Source organism: Spirosoma arcticum, from assembly GCF_054779955.1.
Genome location: NZ_BAAGXG010000003.1, coordinates 92,214 through 109,292, shown reverse-complemented (window position 1 = coordinate 109,292; position 17,079 = coordinate 92,214). Strand labels below are relative to the sequence as shown.

The following is a 17,079-nucleotide window of genomic DNA, read 5'->3' as shown; positions in this document are numbered from 1 at the left end:
AAGAGCGAATGAGAGAAAGAGCGAATGAGCGAAAAACTTGGGTGGTTGTGTACCGGATGGTTTTCACTCATTCACTCATTCGCTCTTTCGCTCTTTCAACATCCATTGCGGCACTCTTTTGCGTCGTTGCCTTCGCTCAACCCCGCACCACTGGAACAGGACCCGAAAACCGGTATTATCCCGTTCACGATTTCCACGACGATTTTCTGGTGTACGATGAGCCTGTCAGCGCTTACGTACCGTATATCGACGAGCAGCATGCCAGCAAAACGGCCCTGAGTGCATACGTCGATCTGGAGAGTAACCGTCATTATCAACTGCTTATTTCGACCCGGCAGGATGGCTATTTATTTATAAACGCGGCTTTGAAACGCAAACTTCGGGCCGGTACGTGGCAGGTGCTGAGCATTGATAGTTTATTCCGCGTCTACCGGCAACCCGAGCTTTTTGTGACCCTCTACGGTGCTCCCGGCCTCAACGACCGTCAGCTTTTCATTGGTTATCCAAAATCGGCAGTTCAACAAACCGTAGCCCTGCGCGACGATAACCTGAGCCTGCGCCCACGGGTAGTTTCAGCGTATGGGAATTTTTTGGGCATTGGCCTGTTTTTTCTGCTGGCAACTCATGCCCTGCTGTTCAGCCTGTATCACCGGGCCTTTCTGCGGTTCTATAGCCTGCGCGATTTGCTGTCGTTGCGGGCGCAGGAAGAGTCTTTCCTGATTAACCGGCCACTGAGCAGCACCAACATACTTTTCACAATCAACCTGAGTTTCGTGCTGGCTTACCTGATTTTGTTTGTGCAGAGTCGCAACGTAGCCTTATTTTCATCGCGGTGGTTGCTGCTGGGCGAACCGAAGTTTGGGGCGTTGGCGGGTGAGTTCCTGTTGTTGAGTGGGCTGGCGTTTCTGGCCCTGATGGGCAAGTATGTGCTACTGGAAGTACTGGGTGGACTATATGAACTAAAGGATAGTATCAAAATTCACTTTTTTAAGGCTCTCCAGTCGTCATTACTTTTTTTCACGGGAATGACCGTGTTGCTGGCCATTGTCGCTTACAACGCGTCGGCACTGGCGTGGTCGCAAAGTGTCCTGCTGGTGCCATTGATCGCGTTCTATACGGCCCGTTTAGCGCTGCTCTATTTGGTCATCCGAAGCACGGAGCCTATCAAGAATCTTTATTTATTTTCGTACCTTTGTATCGTTGAATTGATTCCACTTATCATTGGTCTGCGGTTTGCGCTTTGATGAGTGTTTCTGTACAGCGTTGCTGTTGAGGAGTTCCATTCCGGTTTTCCTGCCAAAACAAAGCGACACGTGCAGCCAATAAATTGACCATTGAAACGAGTGTAGATTCAATGAACGACACAAGCATACAATCGGCCGAAGACCGGCTGACAAAGGTCAACCGACTGTTAATAACTCAATCCCGCCCTGCCGACGAAAAGTCTCCTTACTTCGATTTAGTCAGTAAGTACAACCTTCAAATCGACTTTCGGCCGTTTATTCAGATCGAAGGCGTTTCGTTCAAGGATTTTCGCCGTCAGAAAATCAACATCTTAGCGCATACGGCCATTATCTTCACCAGCCGAAATGCCATCGACCACTTTTTCCGAATTTGTCAGGAAGGTCGCCTGGAGGTTCCGGCCGACATGAAGTACTTCTGCATATCAGAGCAAACGGCTAACTACCTACAGAAGTACATCGTTATTCGGAAGCGTAAGATCTTCAACGGGACCAAAACCGCCACGGAACTGTTCGATCTGATTAAGAAACACAAGACGGAGAAATTCCTGTTTCCGTGTTCTAACATCCGGCGCAACGATATTCCTGAGTTCATGGATACGAGCAGCCTTCACTTTACGGAGGCCGTCATGTACGAAACCGTGCCGACCGACCTCTCTGATCTGGCAATCGAGAGCTACGACATCATTGCGTTTTTCAGCCCGTCCGGGGTTAATTCGCTCATGAGCAACTTTCCAGACTTCAAGCAGAAGGGTACCCGCATGGCCGCTTTTGGTCCGACAACGGCAAAAGCGGTTGCCGAGGCAGGCCTGATGCTCGATATTGAAGCGCCACTGCCCAACGCCCCCTCAATGACGGGTGCCCTTGAACTTTACATCAGAAAAGTCAACAAGTAGCCGACAAGCGTTGTTGGGAGAAGGTTGGACGCCTTGAATGGGTATGTGTACCTGTTTAAGGCGTCTAACCTTCTTTTTTAGCTCAATATTTTGGGCACGTCGGCGTTTAAGGTAGAGACACGGAGTTGGGTCGTCTCGTCTGTGGCATTTACGTAAATTCAGTGGTTAGTAGTTCCTGTATTCTTTCTCAGATAGTATGATTCGCACTGTCTACATTCTTAGTACGCTGTTGCTGTTGACTGCTTCAGTTCCAGGCTGGATCACTCCGGCTGCGCTGGCGCAGCAGGACCCTCAGTTTAGTCTGTACATGTACAACCCGCTCTATTACAACCCGGCGGCTGCTGGCTCGGAGGGCGTGTCGAGGCTACAGCTAACGCACCGTACGCAGTATTTAGGTTATCAGCCAACTATTGCCAGCGATGGAGGAGCGCAGAGTACGCAGCTATTATCCTTTAATATGCCGTTAGCTAAGTTAAAAGGGGGCATCGGTATTTACGCGTTGAACGATAAGCTGGGCGCAAACATTAATCAGGCCGTTCAGGTGTCATACGCATACCGGATGGCGCTGAAAAGCGGAACACTGGCGCTGGGCGTTCAGGCGGGATTGTACAACCGGGGCATCAACTACGGCGAACTATTCCGACCCGGCGAACCCGGAGATCCGGGTATACCAACGGGTCTGGTTAGTCAGGCAAAGCCCGATTTTTCGGCCGGTGTTTATTACAACACAACCGACTACTGGCTTGGCGTGAGCGTAACTCACCTGAACGCGGCCAAATATTCGTTCATCACCGACCGTTCGACTGAGCCGCTCGACCGTACCGTTAACCTGACAGCGGGCTATCGGCTTGGCCTTGGTTACGCGATTGAGGTGCAGCCATCGGTTTTAGTACAGTACACCACTGCTGGAGGAATAGGATCCTCGTCAATAACCGCTAACCTGATTGGTACGTATGACAATCGAATCTGGGCAGGGGCGGGCTACCGGCTGGGCGACGCAGTCATGATCACAGGAGGTATAAACCTGATGCGCAACAACGCGTTGCGGGTTGGCTACGCCTTGGATCTCGTTGCTGGCGGAACGCAGATTAAAAGTCTGACATCGCACGAAATCCTGGTGGCTTATGCCTTGCCCGCACCCGACGCCCGCAGAAAACCAATTATCCGAACCCCTCGATTTCGGTATTGAACGCGTATAAAGTTGCACAATTTCGTGATACTGTTTAAAGCAGGTAGTAGGATGGCAGCATTCTTGTTAGGCTTTCTGCGGTGAATGCTGTATTTTTGGATAAGAAGCTGTAATAGCGCAGTATAGTACTATTTTGATTGGCCTGAAACATCAGTCAAAGAATTTCAGGTTGAACTATTCGTTACATACAATAACCAAACAGATTTTCGTTTTTAGTCTGGTCTCGCACAAGAAGGCAAAATAGTCTACAATGATGAAGTACAACTGGTTTACAGTCAACGCAACCCGGGTGATGATGGTCGCGACAGTGATTCTGCTGATGCAGGGTTGCGGGTTTGTGAAATCGAAGTTTGGTGGAAAAGGAGGCAAGGGGGGTGATGTCGGCATCACAAACGGGGAGATTACCGCTACCGGGCGTAAGGGTTACAAACAAACCACACCCTACGGAATGGTGCTCGTACCATCGGGTTCGTTTATTATGGGTCAGGCCGACGAAGACGTGGCCGCGACACAAATTAACATGAACCGCCAGGTGACGATCAGCTCGTTTTACATGGACGATGCTGAAATATCGAACCACGAATACCGGCAATATGTAAATGCGCTCATGGCTGACTCGGTCTCGGTGCTGGGCGAAGAAGAGATAATTGCCAACTTCTACCCGGACACTACGGTCTGGAAAAATGACTTTACCTACCACAACGGTGACCCGATGCTGGAGTATTACTTCGCGCACCCGGCGTTCGATACGTACCCAGTTGTGGGTGTTAGCTGGAAAGCCGCTCAGCACTTTAGCCAGTGGCGCACCAATACGTATAATGATTACCGCACCAAAGAAGGGGAGTTTAACTCGCCCCGGTTCCGGCTACCGTCCGAAGCCGAGTGGGAGTGGGCAGCACGGGGCGGTAAAAACGGAGCTAAATACCCCTGGGGTAATCCGTACGTGGCTAACGGTAAAGGATGCTACTTAGCGAACTTCAAGCCGCAACGGGGTAATTTCGATGCCGATGGTTACCCGTACACCGCGCCCGCGACGGCTTACAGCCCGAACGATTACGGCCTGTACAACATGTCGGGTAACGTGGCCGAATGGTGCCGCGATGCCTACGCCGACAACTCCAACGCCATTGTCTGGGATATGAACCCCGATAACCAAAATGCCGACGAGCCGCGTAAGGTGGTTCGGGGTGGTTCGTGGAAAGATATTGCCTACTACCTCGAAACCGGAACGCGTTATTATGAGATCGAAGATCAGAAGCGTTCGTACATTGGCTTCCGTTGCGTAATGGACAATCTGGAAGGTCGCACAGCGTCGGCTCGGGGTGGACGAGTTGGTGGTAGCAGCAAGAGTAAAAGCACTAAGAGCAGCAAGAAGTCGTCTAAGACGGCAAAAGCCTGATAACTACATAAAGTCAGTTACCTATTCCAATCAATAATCGCTATTATGGCAACCACAAAGTCCACTAATTTCTTTTGGGATCGTTTAGTACCAACCATTTATAGTGCCGGGGCCGCCGTCGTTATCTTCGGTGCCTGGGCCAAAATTACGCACAACGAACAATTTGGCTGGATGCTTACACTCGGCCTGCTTACCGAAGTAGTTATTTTTGCCTTGTACGCCGTGCAGAGCTTTACGTTGCCCGTTCCGGGCGGAACAGATTACGCCTGGGAGAAAGTTTATCCTGAGCTGGCCGACGATTTCAAAGGTGAAGCCCGTAAGGCAACGCCCCAGGCTAATGGCCTGACCGGTAATATGGATCAGATGCTGGCGCAGGCTAAAGTAACACCGGACGTATTTGAACGGCTTGGCTCTGGATTTCGCAATTTGAACGACACCGTATCGAAACTGAGCGACCTGACGGATGCTACTGTGGCAACCAATGATTACGCCCGCAATGTGAAGTCGGCATCGGGTTCGATCAGCGAAATGAACAAATCATACGGTACGGCCATCACGGCGATGAACTCAATGGCCGATGCTACCGCCGATACGAAAGACTACCGCGATCAATTTCAGAAAGTGACCAAGAATATGGGTGCCCTGAATGCGGTTTACGAACTGGAATTGCAGGATACCAACAAGCACCTGAAGGCGATGAACGCTTTCTATGGTAGCCTTACATCGGCAATGGAGAACATGGCCGACGCCACCCGCGACACGCAGCAGTTTAAGAGCGAAATGGCCAAACTGACCGGCAATCTGGCATCGCTCAACGGTGTCTACGGCAGCATGCTTACCGCCATGCGCGGCAACTAAAATTAATCCCTTTAAAATACTACCATAATTTCATGGCAGGCACAAAAGAGACACCCCGTCAGAAAATGATCGGGATGATGTATCTGGTATTGACCGCACTATTGGCCTTGCAGGTCACGTCGGCCATTCTGGAAAAATTCGTTTTGTTAAATAATAGCTTGGAGCAATCAACGGGGTCGGCTAACCGGGTTAACCAATCCACGCTCGACAATATCCGGGAAACGGTAGCCAAATCCGGCAACCGGGCAAACGATCTGGCGATTGTAAAACAAGCCGATGACGTACGCAAGCAAACGGCTGACATCATTGGCGAAATAGACGGCCTCAAGCAACGCATCATTGCCGAAGCAGGGGGCGGTCTCGACGAGGCCGGGGCTATTCGTAATTTGAGTGAAGAAGAGAAGGTTGCTCAAATCATGATTGGAAGCGCTCGTAACGGGCAGGCTTATTCATTAAAAGGCAAGCTGGACAATTATATCACCGGCCTGTCAAAATACTCACCGGCTAAATATAGCTCGCTGGCATTAGACGGTAAAGACGACCCTGTTATGAGCCGTTCGCCGGATCAACGTACCAAAGACTTCGGTGAATTGAACTTTGCGCAGACGCCCGTTCCTGCTGCGTTGGCCGTGCTCACTCAGCGTCAGTCCGATGTTCGGCGAATCGAGGGCGAAGTGCTGAATCTGCTGGCCAGCAAAGTAGGCGCACAGGACGTGAAGTTCGACAAAATCCTCGCGATGCTGAGCATGGAGTCGAAAGTGGTGGTTGCCGGTACGAAATTTAAAGGTCAGATGTTTTTGGCTGCTTCGTCGTCGGGTATTCAGCCGCGCATGAGCTTGAACGGTGGACCGGTGCGAATTCAGGATGGTCAGGGTATCATCGAATTTACGGCGCAGGGCGGTGCGTATGACAAAAACGGATTAGCCCGCCGGACGCTGAACGGCTCGATCTCGTATCAGCAGCCAAATGGCGAAAACAAAACGGTTAGCTTCAATCAGGAATACTTTGTGGCGAAACCATCTTACGAAATTGAGTCGGGGTCGTTTCCGCCCTTATACTTAGGTTGTGCTAATAAGCTGAGCGTTCAAAGCCCACAGTTGGGTGCCTTGTGGAACCCGAGTTTCTCCGCCGATGGTGCTCAAGTGCTCTCTTCTGGCGAGAAAGGCAAAATTACAATTGTGCCGAGTGCTGCCCGCGTCGTGCTGAACGTAAGCAATGCGGGGAGTTTGCTGGGTAAAAACGATTTCAAAGTAAATCGGGTACCGAAGCCGACATTGGAAATATACGCTGGTGGATCGAAAGTAGACGAGCGTCGGGGTATGTCAGCATCGGCTGTTCGTAGTGTTCGGGTTAATGCCATTGCGGATGAAAGCTTTCGCAACTACTCGCCGGATGACGCGAACTTCCGGGTTTCTGGAATCACAATTTCTTTGGCTCGGGGTAGCCGCCGGGTTGGTAGCCCAATAGCCCTTGGTCCGGGTGGTGGTTCAATTGGGTCATTGGCTGCTGAAGCACAACCTGGTGACCGGTATGTAGTGGAAGTTGAAGGTGTTGAACGCCGTAACTTCCAGGGTAAAACCAGCGATGTGCCTATGGGCCGTCCTACGTTCGTTATTCCTCTGAATTAAAAGCACTAAACCGGTATCAGCGCCGTTTAGTACATATAGATAAACACAAAAGTTGTTAGACATGAACCAGTTTAAAACGGCAGCGGTAGCCGCTACATTTCTGGCCATAGCCGGAGGAGCGGTGGCGCAGGAGAAACCGAGTACCGGCACCAACTCGCTGTCGGTTCGGGGTATCAACGAGAACGACATCATGATGAAGAAGACCCTTTGGCGTCGGATCGACCTAAAGGAAAAACAGAATCAGTCGATGTTCTCGAAAAACAACGAGATTTCCAAGTACCTCATTGATGCCGCTAAAGCGGGCTTGATCGATGTGTACGCAAACGACTCAGTAGCTACGAAACTGACACCCCAGAAGTTTCAGGATCGGTTGATCCAGCCTAACACGGGTGGTGGTCTATCAGCCGAGGAAATCGCGGCTGGCTTCGGTAACGAGACGGCTGCTGGTGGCGCTAACGACGGCTGGGGCGATGCCAAGAAACCTGATCCGAAGAAAAAAGTGGCTCAGCCAGTTGATGACGGTTGGGGTGCTCCTAAGAAAGCAGCCGCTAAACCGGCTGATGATGGCTGGGGACCTGCCCCTAAAAAGGCAACTGCAAAAACCACAAAAGGCAAGAAAGGAGCGAAAGCTGCGGTTGTAGAAGCGCCCAAGATTGATACCGCAGTAGCCGTTGCGCCCACTATTCAGGGTGATGAGTACTTCGCTAAGGAGTTCAACATCATGGAAATCAAAGAAGACTGGATTTTTGACCGCAAGCGCTCCCGGTTGTACTACGACATTCAAACGGTGACTATTTACTTGCCATCCGACAAAAACACGGCCGGTCTGGAAGTACCACTGGGAACGTTCAAATACAAAGACCTTGATAAGTTGTTCCGCAGCGACCCGAAGAAATTTATCTGGTATAACCCACAGAACCAGGCTCAGCACAAAAACTTAGCCGATGCGTTTGATCTGCGCTTGTTCTATGGTCGGATTACGAAAGTAGCAAACCCCAACGACACCGACTTGCTTGGCATGTATGGTGACAAAGAGGGCTTGATGAAATCGTACCAAACCGAGTATGAGTTGATGGAAACAGAGCATGGTCTCTGGGAATACTAAGAGTTTTAAAGTAAAACAAAAAAGGAGCCAAGCGGCTCCTTTTTTGTTGGGGTATCACGGACTTCAGTCCGTTTTGACTAATAAAAACGGACTGAAGCCCGTAATACCATCATTGCTCCATTGTCTCGAAATACTGCTTCAGTTTAACCGCCCGGTCTTTACCAACGATCTCTGCGACTTCTTCGATGGTGGCTTCCTTAATTTTGGTAACACCTTTGAAATGTTTCAGTAGCTTCTCCGCCGTTTTCTTACCAACTCCTTCAACGCTTTCTAACTCACTAATCAGGCTGTTGCGGCTACGTTTGTCGCGGTGGTAGGTAATGGCAAACCGGTGCGCTTCGTCACGGATGCGCTGAATGAGTTTGAGCGATTCGGATTTCTTGTCGATGTACAGCGGCAGATTATCCTCCGGGAAATAGATTTCTTCCAGCCGTTTGGCGATACCAATGATCGGTACTTTGCCATATAGGTCGAGGTTCTTCAACGCATCGCAGGCCGCACTGAGCTGCCCCTTGCCTCCGTCAATCACAATTAGATCAGGCAGGCCGGTATCTTCTTCGAGCACACGGCTATACCGGCGCGTAACCACCTCATACATGCTGGCGAAGTCGTTAGGACCCACGACGGTTTTGATCGAGTAGTGCCGATACTCTTTATTTGCTGGTTTGCCGCCTACAAAGCACACCATCGCCGATACGGGATTTGTGCCCTGAATATTCGAGTTGTCGAAGCACTCGATGCGAACGGGCAGCGTTTTTAACTGTAAATCCTGCTTCAGTCGAATCAGTACCCGGTCGTTCCGGCTGGCGTTGGCTGTGGCTTCGGCGGCTGCTCGTTCCTGTCGTTCGCGCCGGAAATACAGCACGTTTTTCAGCGACATATCCAGCAGTTTCTTCTTATCGCCAATCTGCGGAATCGTTACTTCCGCCTGTAAATCGACATCCAACGGAATATTCGTGATAATCTCTTTGGCGTTGCTGCCGTACTGTCCTCGAAACTCAACGATCATCATCGCCAGCAGATCCGGGTTGGATTCTTCTAATTTTTTTTTGATCTCGACCGTATGCGCCTGTACGATAGTGCCGTTGACAACCTTCATAAAATTGACGTACGCAGCCGTTTCGTCGGAGGCAATAGAGAACACGTCGGCATCGGCAATTTTTGGGTTTACTACCGTCGATTTACTTTGAAACCGCTGCAACACGTCCATCTTGTCCTTGTACTTCTGGGCCTGCTCAAACGCCATTTCTCCGGCTGCTTCAACCATGCGCCCCCGGAAATAATCCTGCGCTGGCTTCAGGTTGCCTTTCAGAATGTGGTGAACCTGCTCAATGTCTTTGTCATAATCACCCTCGGCCTGTTTGCCTTCGCAAGGGCCTTTGCAATTGCCGATGTGATACTCCAGACACACTTTGTATTTACCCGCCTGAATGTTCTCCGGAGCAAGGTTGTAGTTGCAGGTGCGGATCGTGAAGAGTTGACTGAACATGTCCAACACTGTGTACATGGGCTTCAGGTTGGCAAACGGTCCGTAAAATGTGCCCTGCTTCCGGTCGATGCGCCGGGTTGTGATCACGCGCGGAAAATGCTCGTTGGTGACGCAGACGAAGGGGTATGTTTTGTCGTCGCGTAGCAGGATGTTAAACTTCGGCAGATAGCGCTTGATGAGTTGATTCTCAAGCAACAGCGCGTCAAATTCCGTGTTGACGATGGTGAATTCGATCTTACGAATCTGGCTCACCAAGCGCAGTGTTTTGCGGTCGTGCCCTTTGGAATTAGTAAAGTAGCTACTGACGCGGTTTTTAAGATCTTTGGCCTTACCGACGTAAATAACCTCGCCCGACGCGTCGAAATAACGATAAACGCCCGGCTCGTGCGGTACTTTAGCAAGTTCTTTCTTGTAGTCGAATTCGGGCATAATTAGCAAGGTAAACGCTGTCTATGGTAACAATCGACACACGCTAAAGGTTGCCCGGCGAACGTCGTCATAAGCAGTCAAAATGGCTTCATCGAGCAACTGAGGACGATTCAACACCGAAAATGCAGCCGTTATACCCAGGACGTTGATGTCGGTTGTGTCAAGATCGAGCGTACCGCACAGCGCAACAACCGGCACATGCGCACGACCAGCCCGGTCAGCAACGCCTTTTAGTACTTTACCCTGCATAGTCTGTTTGTCGAGTTTGCCTTCACCCGTCAGCACGAAGTTGGCGTTTTGGAGGTGCCGGTCGAAGTCAACGGCGTCGAGCACCACGTCGACACCTGGCTGGAGCGTTGCGTTCAGGAAAAACAAGGCCCCCGCGCCGAGTCCGCCAGCCGCTCCAGCTCCTGGCACGTCCGCTATGTCGATGCCAAACTGCTCCTGCACGACACGGGCGAACCGGCGCAATCCCGTATCGGTCCAAAGGATTTCGAGCGGTGTCCCGCCTTTCTGAGGACCATAGACATAAGCCGCTCCGTTTCGTCCGTGCAATGGGTTCGTCACGTCGCAGGCGACCGCAAATCGAGTGTCGCCAATGCGTGACGCAGTAGGAGGGACGATGCGGCTGATGCGGGGCAGGCTCATCCCGATGGCACGTAGCGGCTCCCCGTGTTTATCGAGAAACTGCCAGCCGAGTGCACTGGCCATCCCGATGCCCGCGTCGGTCGTAGCGCTCCCGCCAATGGCCAGCACCACGTGCCCAACGCCCTGGTCAATGGCTTTTTGAATCAGTTCGCCCGTTCCGAAGGTGCCCGTGCGGACAATGCTCTGTTCATTGCGGGACAAAAGCACCAGCCCCGAAGCTGCCGCCATTTCGATAAACGCCGTTTGCCCATCGCCCGACAGCCCAAAACCTGCTTCAACCGGCCGACCAAGCGGGTCGCTGACCGTAGCGATATGCCAGGTGCCGTTGATGGCTTCAGTGAGGACCTGTGCGGTTCCTTCGCCCCCGTCGGCGAGGGGCAGCGCGATGGTTTCGGCTTCAGGACGGGCTAAACGAACGCCCTCCGCCATCGCATTGGTCACTTGCTGGGCTGTGAGCGAACCGCGAAACTTATCGGGAGCGAGAAGAATGCGCATAGGCTTGGTATAAATACAGGACAGGATTACAGGATTGGAGGATGGTAGTAAAACAAATCCTATTCAATCCTATAATCCTGTCCTAAAAATTCGTCTTACAGTTATCTCTACTGCAAAATCTCTTCCTCGTCTTCCGGTACCACCTTGGGCGGAATATACCGCTGCGACGAGTCGATGTGGTAGCCGCCACAGTCGATCTTGAAATTGTTGGGCTTGCGGAACGGCTCCGGGCGATACTGCGTCAGGGTTGGGTCTTTGTAAATCTTCTGCATGTACATCGCCCAGGCGGGCATCGCCTGTCGTCCGCCCTGCCCCAGCTCAATCGTGCGGAAGTGAATGGGTCGGTCGTCGCCACCCACCCACAGACCCGACACCAAATGCTGCGTCATGCCCATGAACCAGGCATCGGAGTAGTTGGAAGTAGTGCCGGTTTTAGCCGCAATTTCGTTGCCGCCTTCCAGCAGTTTGTACTGCGTTCTGAGCCGCTGCGCCGTGCCGTTGGGTTCTTCAACGGCTCCGCGCATGAGGTGCAACATCTCGTAGGCCCGGTTGGCGCTGATTACCTGGTTGGCGTCGGGGGTGAAGTTCTTGAGTACGTTGCCATCCTTATCGGTGATGCGGACGAGCATCATGGGCCGGACGCGGGTGCCGCCGTTGGCAAATGCGCAGTAGGCCGCCACCATTTCGTAGACCGACACGTCGCCCGTGCCGAGACAAAGCGTTGGATTATTGGGCAAATCTTTGCTCAAAATGCCCATGTCGTTGGCGTATTTGATAACGGCAGCCGCGCGGGTTTTTTTAATCAACTGAGCGCTAACTGAATTGATCGACTGCCCCAGCGCTTCCCGCAGCGATAAATCCTGTCCGCTGTAGCGCCCCGTCGAATTTTTTGGCATCCACGGCGGGCCATTATTGTTGTCTTCCCCGTGGGCAAATACCGTTGGTCGGTCGGTAACGTGGCTGCACGGCGTCACGAAGCCCTGATCCATCGCCGTCAGGTACACGAACGGTTTGAAGGTCGACCCCGGCTGGCGTCGGCTCTGGCGGACGTGGTCGAACTTCATGTGCTTGAAATTGATACCCCCCACCCAGGCTTTTACGTAGCCCGAACGCGGGTCCATCGACATAAACCCTGTATTGAGCAGCCGCTTGTAATATTTGATGGAATCCAGCGGACTCATTGTGGTGTCCTTTTCATTGCGAGTGCCACCGTACACGAACACTTTCATCTTCGACGGTTTCCGCATCTCGCGCCAGATCGCGTCCTCGTCTTTGCCATATTCGGCTTTGAGTTGCTTGTAGCGGGCGGTTTGTTTGGCCCTTGCTTCAATAAAACCCGGAATCTCCTGGTACTTTTTGGTTCGCGGATTTTTCTGCACCCACGGATTCCGACCACGCCAGTGTTCGTAAAACTTCTTCTGCTGGTCGCGCATGTTGTTCATGACGGCTTCCTCCGCGTAGGCCTGCATCCGCGAGTCGATGGTCGTGTAAATTTTCAGCCCGCTCGTGTATAGGTCGAGTTCGGCGTTGTTTTCTTCGTTGTACTGCCTGATCCACCGCTTGATGTCGTCGCGGATCACCGACCGGAAATAAGCCGCCATGCCCGTGTTCTGGTTTTCGATGCTGAAATCCAGTTTCAGGGGCTTGCGTTTGTAGGTCGCAAACTGCACATCGTCCAAGAATTTATATTTTTTCATCTGCCCCAGCACCACGTTCCGCCGACTGATGGTTCGCTCTTCAAACAGACGCGGGTTATAGAAAGTGGGGTTTTTCAGCATTCCCACCAGCAGGGCTGATTCCTCCACGTTCAGTTGCCAGGGTTCTTTACCAAAATACGTCTTGGCCGCCGTTTTAATGCCGTAGGTATTATTGCCGAACGAAACCGTATTGAGGTACATCATCATCACCTCCTGCTTCGTGTAGTTACGTTCCAGCCGAACCGCCAGAATCCACTCTTTCGTTTTCGAGATGATCGTTTTCAAAATCGGTACGTTCCCCAGCACACCGCGCAACTCCTCCTGCCGGGTGTCGAACAGGTTCTTAGCCGTTTGTTGCGTCAGCGTGCTGCCTCCTCCCGAACTCGACAGATCCTGAAAGGAAAGCACCCCAATTACTGCCCGAAAAAGCGCTCGTGGATCAATGCCGGAGTGCTTCACGAACCGGGCATCTTCCGTCGCCAGCAGCGCCGATACGACGTTGGGCGACACCTGCGATATTTCGACGGGTGTACGGTTCTCGACGTAGTACTTACCCAGTAGTTGATTGTCGGCCGTGTACACTTCCGAGGCTTCTTCACTCTTCGGATTTTCGAGCGCCTTTAAATTAGGCATCCCGCCAAAGAGCCAGAAGAAGTTGTAGCTAACGGCCAGCACGTAAAAAACCAGCAACGCAATGCCAATCAGTGAATACCGCCAGAGCTTTTTTATTACAGTCCTGTAAGTACCGGGAGCAAAGTCAATCATCAATTTTGGAATGATGAATGATGAATGACAAATGATAAACGATTTACACCGGCAGGCATTTATCATTTATCATCTATCATTCATCATTAAATTTAAAATCTACTTTCTGTTCGCCGTTGGCTGGTCGGCAGCGGCCTGCATTTCCTGCGCACGGGGCAATAGCTTACTGGCGGGATAATCGCGTACAAACTCGTTCAGGGCCAGCCGGTAGGCGTCGATGCCCTTCACCCGGCCAATCATCATAACCCGCAGCAGCGCCAGTTTGTCTTCCAGTTGTGTACCCGCAAAAGTACCCAGCGCGTTCTCGGCGCGGGCCAGGGCCTCGGTCGTATTGCTGGCTTTGTACAGTTCGTATATGTCCGTGTAAACCCGTTGCGCCTGTGCTTCAGAGTCGGTCGATTGCGTGGCCGTACGTCCCGTCAGCCGGGCATACGACGTGTTGGGATACTCAGTCAACAGTTTATCTTTCCAGTTCGACGCCTTCCCTAACTGCTCATTCGAGAGGTGAAGCAGATAGTACACCTCCGGCTTGGGCAGCGTGTTGGGGTAGCGGGTCAGTAGTTGCTCAAACGTCGGTATGGCATCGGCGGGTTTGTCCAGTTGAAATTTGTACAGCTTGCCCAATTTATACAGGGCGTTTTCAATCCGCTGATTCGCCAGCACCTGGGCTTCTTTGGCAACGGGTATCTGGCTGAGCAAGGCCTCTTTCTGAGCGTTTCGTACCGATGCCGGGCCTGCCGGTGGCGTACCACCAAGGCCGGACGATGACAAGGGGGCGTTTGGGTTGATGCCGTTGGCGGCCGAACCACCATTGAGCGGACTATTGGTAGCCGCTACCGCTTCCGACGATTCTTTGCTGCTGCGTCGCCAGTTGTCTTCGAGCGGCCGGTTGCCCCACCGCACCGAAAATTCCTGCCGACCCTGGCTGAGCGCCACGGGATTATACAACACCCAGCGTTCGTTGGGTGGGAGGCCGGAGTTGGTTGCCCCCGCCACGGCGTTGAAATTACCGCCCATTGCCCGCTCCACAATCTGCTGTGCCAGTGCGGCCTGCGCTTTGTCGGCTTTTTCGCGGTCCGAAATCACTTTGTCGAGTACTTTATCCAAAGCGGCCGGGTCCATTCGGGCCAACGTCAACAGGCTATCATCGGTACGGATCGTGGTTTGGTACTGCACAAATTCATCGAGCGTTTTCTTGCGAACCACAGCGGCTGCGTAATCGGGCGACTGCTTTGGCAACAACGTCATGGCACTATCATAGTAAACTTTCGCCCGGCCATAATCGGCTTTCTTCTCAAAATACAACCGACCGATTTCCTGGTACGTGTGAGGCACCTGCGTCGTGTTTGCTCCAGCCGCCTGAATCGACTGACTATAGAACTTGATTGCCTGATCGATTCGTCCGCTCCGCGCTTCGAGCAGCCCCATTGTAAAATAGATCTTGTCTTTCAAATCAGCATTCTTGCGGTCGTTGAGCAGGCTTGTAAACGTAGCGGCCGACTGCGCCACCCGCTTCTGGTCGCCCGTAAGTCCGTTGCTTTGAATCGCATACAGGTTTGCGTAGAACGACTGATCGTAGGTTGGCCGGGCCTTTAACACCTGCCGATACTGCTCAACAGCTTTGGCGGGCTGCTCGATCAGGTCGTAGAGCTGGCCCGCAATGAGGTGTAGCCGGGCGGTCGATTCCCCTTTTTTGAGCACCGGAAACGTAGCGTCGAGGATGCCGACGGCCGTGACAAACTCGCCCTTCCGCTGGTGCAGATACGCTTTGGTCAGGTAAAAATCGCGGGTGTTGGCCCGGTTAAGCGGCTGGGTACGCAGATACTCCGCTACATTCAGCGCGTTTGGATAATCGCCCGCTTCAACATAAGCACGCATCAGGCCCACTAACGCTTCATGCTTGTCGTTCTCGTCGGTGCCCTTGGTGTTTACGTACTTGAACACCTCGATGGCATTGGGCAAATCCTGTTTCAGGAGCCGCGCCCGGCCAATCAGGTTATAGGAATTATCGAGCCATTTGCTGTTCTGATGCCGTTCGGGAACAAGCGACGCTTTTTTGATGGCATCGTCCAACTGAGGCTTCACCGGCTGAGCGAGCATTGAATCGACCGGCAGGAGAATAGGCAACAGTTGGTTGTAATTTTCCCGGCGAGTTTTGAACAGGATTTGCTCAGCTTCGTCGATCTGATCGCGGGCAATAATGTAGGCGTTGTAGTGGGCTGTGAGGTTATGATATCCCTTACTGATGGGCCTTGTGCTGTACTGCGAACACGAAATTAACCCTCCAGTCAGTGAAACAAGGACCGTCAGTAACAGGGATGAGCGGTGAGGGAAATAGCGGAACATTCGACGATAGCACGTGGATACTCGTACTCAAAACGCTCAACAATGGACTGGCCGTATGGAACGTTAAACCAAATTAACGAATTTTGCGCTTCACCTGCTATTAACGCGCCGAAATCTATGGAAAACCCACCCGACCAATCCGAAGAGAATCGTTCATACCAGCCTGACAAACCCGACCCACTGAAGCGTACGACCGAAAAAACGACTTCGTTTGTGCAGTTCAGCGGCATTGCCTTTCAGATGCTGGGGACTATTGGGCTGGGCGTTTGGGTTGGGTTGAAAATTGACGAGTGGCAGGACAACCGCCGTCCCATCTGGACGATTATCCTCTCGCTGACGGCCATCGGCGCATCGCTGTATTTGTTTATAAAGCAGTTGACGAAAAAGTAGAGACGGAATACGTTGCGTCTCCTCATGCGTCAGCAATATTACCCGGTTATGAGAACATTCGTTCGTAAGACGCAAAGGGTTGCCGGTCGGAAGGCCGACCACCGCCAGTGCTGTATCTACATAGCTAATTATGCTCCGAGCAACTATCTTCACTGCCCTGCTTGCAATTGCATTTTTCGTAGTTGACCGATATTACATCGCGCCTTGGCTGCACCCGAATTGGGAAATTATACTGGTCTTTTTTCTGAGCGTTTCGTTTCTCACACACCGGCTGGTATCAACTGGTTTACAGGGCAATCAGGAACGTTTTGTGCCTCTCTACTTAGCCGCGACGGTTGCCCGCTTAGTGCTGGGGTTAGCCTTCGTTGGGTTTTTTCTGTTCCGCCACATTGAGCAGCGCCGAACCTTCGTTTTCGACTTTCTTGTACTATATATATGTTACACTGGTTTTGAGATTTGGGCGCTTAGCCGTAACTTGCGACGCGATTCGTAAAAACGATCTGT

The 17,079-nt window shown here is 52.0% G+C and carries 13 protein-coding genes; 9 read left to right on the top strand and 4 right to left on the bottom strand.

Annotated elements, in window-relative coordinates; all coding sequences use genetic code 11:
* The first annotated feature begins 8 nt into the window (after positions 1 to 8).
* From ACYVHB_RS07720 to porN, 7 genes are all read left to right on the top strand, one after another.
* A complete protein-coding gene (locus tag ACYVHB_RS07720; protein ID WP_461051125.1) occupies positions 9 to 1,244 on the top strand; it encodes a DUF4271 domain-containing protein in 1,236 nt (411 codons plus the stop codon).
* A 110-nt stretch (positions 1,245 to 1,354) separates the two neighbouring features.
* A complete protein-coding gene (locus tag ACYVHB_RS07715; protein ID WP_461051124.1) occupies positions 1,355 to 2,137 on the top strand; it encodes a uroporphyrinogen-III synthase in 783 nt (260 codons plus the stop codon).
* Between the two features lie 196 nt (positions 2,138 to 2,333).
* Positions 2,334 to 3,326, top strand: coding sequence for a PorP/SprF family type IX secretion system membrane protein (locus tag ACYVHB_RS07710; protein ID WP_461051123.1), 993 nt, complete (start codon positions 2,334 to 2,336; stop codon positions 3,324 to 3,326).
* Positions 3,327 to 3,576: 250 nt separating this feature from the next.
* Positions 3,577 to 4,725, top strand: coding sequence for a T9SS ring complex lipoprotein PorK/GldK (gene porK / locus ACYVHB_RS07705; protein ID WP_461051122.1), 1,149 nt, complete (start codon positions 3,577 to 3,579; stop codon positions 4,723 to 4,725).
* 45 nt (positions 4,726 to 4,770) lie between these two features.
* Complete coding sequence (porL, locus tag ACYVHB_RS07700; RefSeq protein ID WP_461051121.1) at positions 4,771 to 5,583, top strand: type IX secretion system motor protein PorL/GldL; 813 nt, start codon at positions 4,771 to 4,773, stop codon at positions 5,581 to 5,583.
* A gap of 32 nt (positions 5,584 to 5,615) precedes the next feature.
* Positions 5,616 to 7,211 carry a type IX secretion system motor protein PorM/GldM gene (gene porM, locus ACYVHB_RS07695; RefSeq protein ID WP_461051120.1) on the top strand — a complete coding sequence of 532 codons (1,596 nt, stop codon included), beginning with the start codon at positions 5,616 to 5,618 and terminating at the stop codon, positions 7,209 to 7,211.
* A gap of 61 nt (positions 7,212 to 7,272) precedes the next feature.
* The gene (gene porN, locus ACYVHB_RS07690; protein WP_461051119.1) at positions 7,273 to 8,316 is read left to right on the top strand and encodes a type IX secretion system ring subunit PorN/GldN; all 1,044 of its coding nucleotides are present in this window, start codon (positions 7,273 to 7,275) and stop codon (positions 8,314 to 8,316) included.
* A 109-nt stretch (positions 8,317 to 8,425) separates the two neighbouring features.
* Here porN and uvrC read toward each other — a convergent pair whose 3' ends face one another.
* The 4 genes from uvrC to porW all read right to left on the bottom strand — a co-directional run bounded on the left by uvrC (position 8,426) and on the right by porW (position 16,185).
* Positions 8,426 to 10,234 carry an excinuclease ABC subunit UvrC gene (uvrC, locus tag ACYVHB_RS07685; protein ID WP_461051118.1) on the bottom strand — a complete coding sequence of 603 codons (1,809 nt, stop codon included), beginning with the start codon at positions 10,232 to 10,234 and terminating at the stop codon, positions 8,426 to 8,428.
* 21 nt (positions 10,235 to 10,255) lie between these two features.
* Entirely contained in the window at positions 10,256 to 11,377 is a 1,122-nt protein-coding gene (locus ACYVHB_RS07680; RefSeq protein WP_461051117.1) for a glycerate kinase, read from the bottom strand.
* A gap of 107 nt (positions 11,378 to 11,484) precedes the next feature.
* Positions 11,485 to 13,839 carry a penicillin-binding protein 1A gene (locus tag ACYVHB_RS07675; protein ID WP_461051116.1) on the bottom strand — a complete coding sequence of 785 codons (2,355 nt, stop codon included), beginning with the start codon at positions 13,837 to 13,839 and terminating at the stop codon, positions 11,485 to 11,487.
* Between the two features lie 99 nt (positions 13,840 to 13,938).
* Positions 13,939 to 16,185, bottom strand: coding sequence for a type IX secretion system periplasmic lipoprotein PorW/SprE (porW, locus tag ACYVHB_RS07670; RefSeq protein ID WP_461051115.1), 2,247 nt, complete (start codon positions 16,183 to 16,185; stop codon positions 13,939 to 13,941).
* Positions 16,186 to 16,302: 117 nt separating this feature from the next.
* Between porW and ACYVHB_RS07665 the strand changes: the two genes are divergently transcribed.
* Positions 16,303 to 16,575 carry an AtpZ/AtpI family protein gene (locus ACYVHB_RS07665; RefSeq protein ID WP_461051114.1) on the top strand — a complete coding sequence of 91 codons (273 nt, stop codon included), beginning with the start codon at positions 16,303 to 16,305 and terminating at the stop codon, positions 16,573 to 16,575.
* A gap of 130 nt (positions 16,576 to 16,705) precedes the next feature.
* The gene (locus tag ACYVHB_RS07660; protein WP_461051113.1) at positions 16,706 to 17,068 is read left to right on the top strand and encodes a hypothetical protein; all 363 of its coding nucleotides are present in this window, start codon (positions 16,706 to 16,708) and stop codon (positions 17,066 to 17,068) included.
* Positions 17,069 to 17,079: the final 11 nt, after the last annotated feature.

Excerpts from the sequence above, each read along its gene's own strand:
- ACYVHB_RS07720 (WP_461051125.1), top strand. The coding sequence starts at position 9 with ATGAGAGAAAGAGCGAATGAGCGAAAAACTTGGGTGGTTGTGTACCGG.
- ACYVHB_RS07715 (WP_461051124.1), top strand. The coding sequence starts at position 1,355 with ATGAACGACACAAGCATACAATCGGCCGAAGACCGGCTGACAAAGGTC.
- ACYVHB_RS07710 (WP_461051123.1), top strand. The coding sequence starts at position 2,334 with ATGATTCGCACTGTCTACATTCTTAGTACGCTGTTGCTGTTGACTGCT.
- porK (WP_461051122.1), top strand. The coding sequence starts at position 3,577 with ATGATGAAGTACAACTGGTTTACAGTCAACGCAACCCGGGTGATGATG.
- porL (WP_461051121.1), top strand. The coding sequence starts at position 4,771 with ATGGCAACCACAAAGTCCACTAATTTCTTTTGGGATCGTTTAGTACCA.
- porM (WP_461051120.1), top strand. The coding sequence starts at position 5,616 with ATGGCAGGCACAAAAGAGACACCCCGTCAGAAAATGATCGGGATGATG.
- porN (WP_461051119.1), top strand. The coding sequence starts at position 7,273 with ATGAACCAGTTTAAAACGGCAGCGGTAGCCGCTACATTTCTGGCCATA.
- uvrC (WP_461051118.1), bottom strand. The coding sequence starts at position 10,234 with ATGCCCGAATTCGACTACAAGAAAGAACTTGCTAAAGTACCGCACGAG.
- ACYVHB_RS07680 (WP_461051117.1), bottom strand. The coding sequence starts at position 11,377 with ATGCGCATTCTTCTCGCTCCCGATAAGTTTCGCGGTTCGCTCACAGCC.
- ACYVHB_RS07675 (WP_461051116.1), bottom strand. The coding sequence starts at position 13,839 with ATGATTGACTTTGCTCCCGGTACTTACAGGACTGTAATAAAAAAGCTC.
- porW (WP_461051115.1), bottom strand. The coding sequence starts at position 16,185 with ATGTTCCGCTATTTCCCTCACCGCTCATCCCTGTTACTGACGGTCCTT.
- ACYVHB_RS07665 (WP_461051114.1), top strand. The coding sequence starts at position 16,303 with ATGGAAAACCCACCCGACCAATCCGAAGAGAATCGTTCATACCAGCCT.
- ACYVHB_RS07660 (WP_461051113.1), top strand. The coding sequence starts at position 16,706 with ATGCTCCGAGCAACTATCTTCACTGCCCTGCTTGCAATTGCATTTTTC.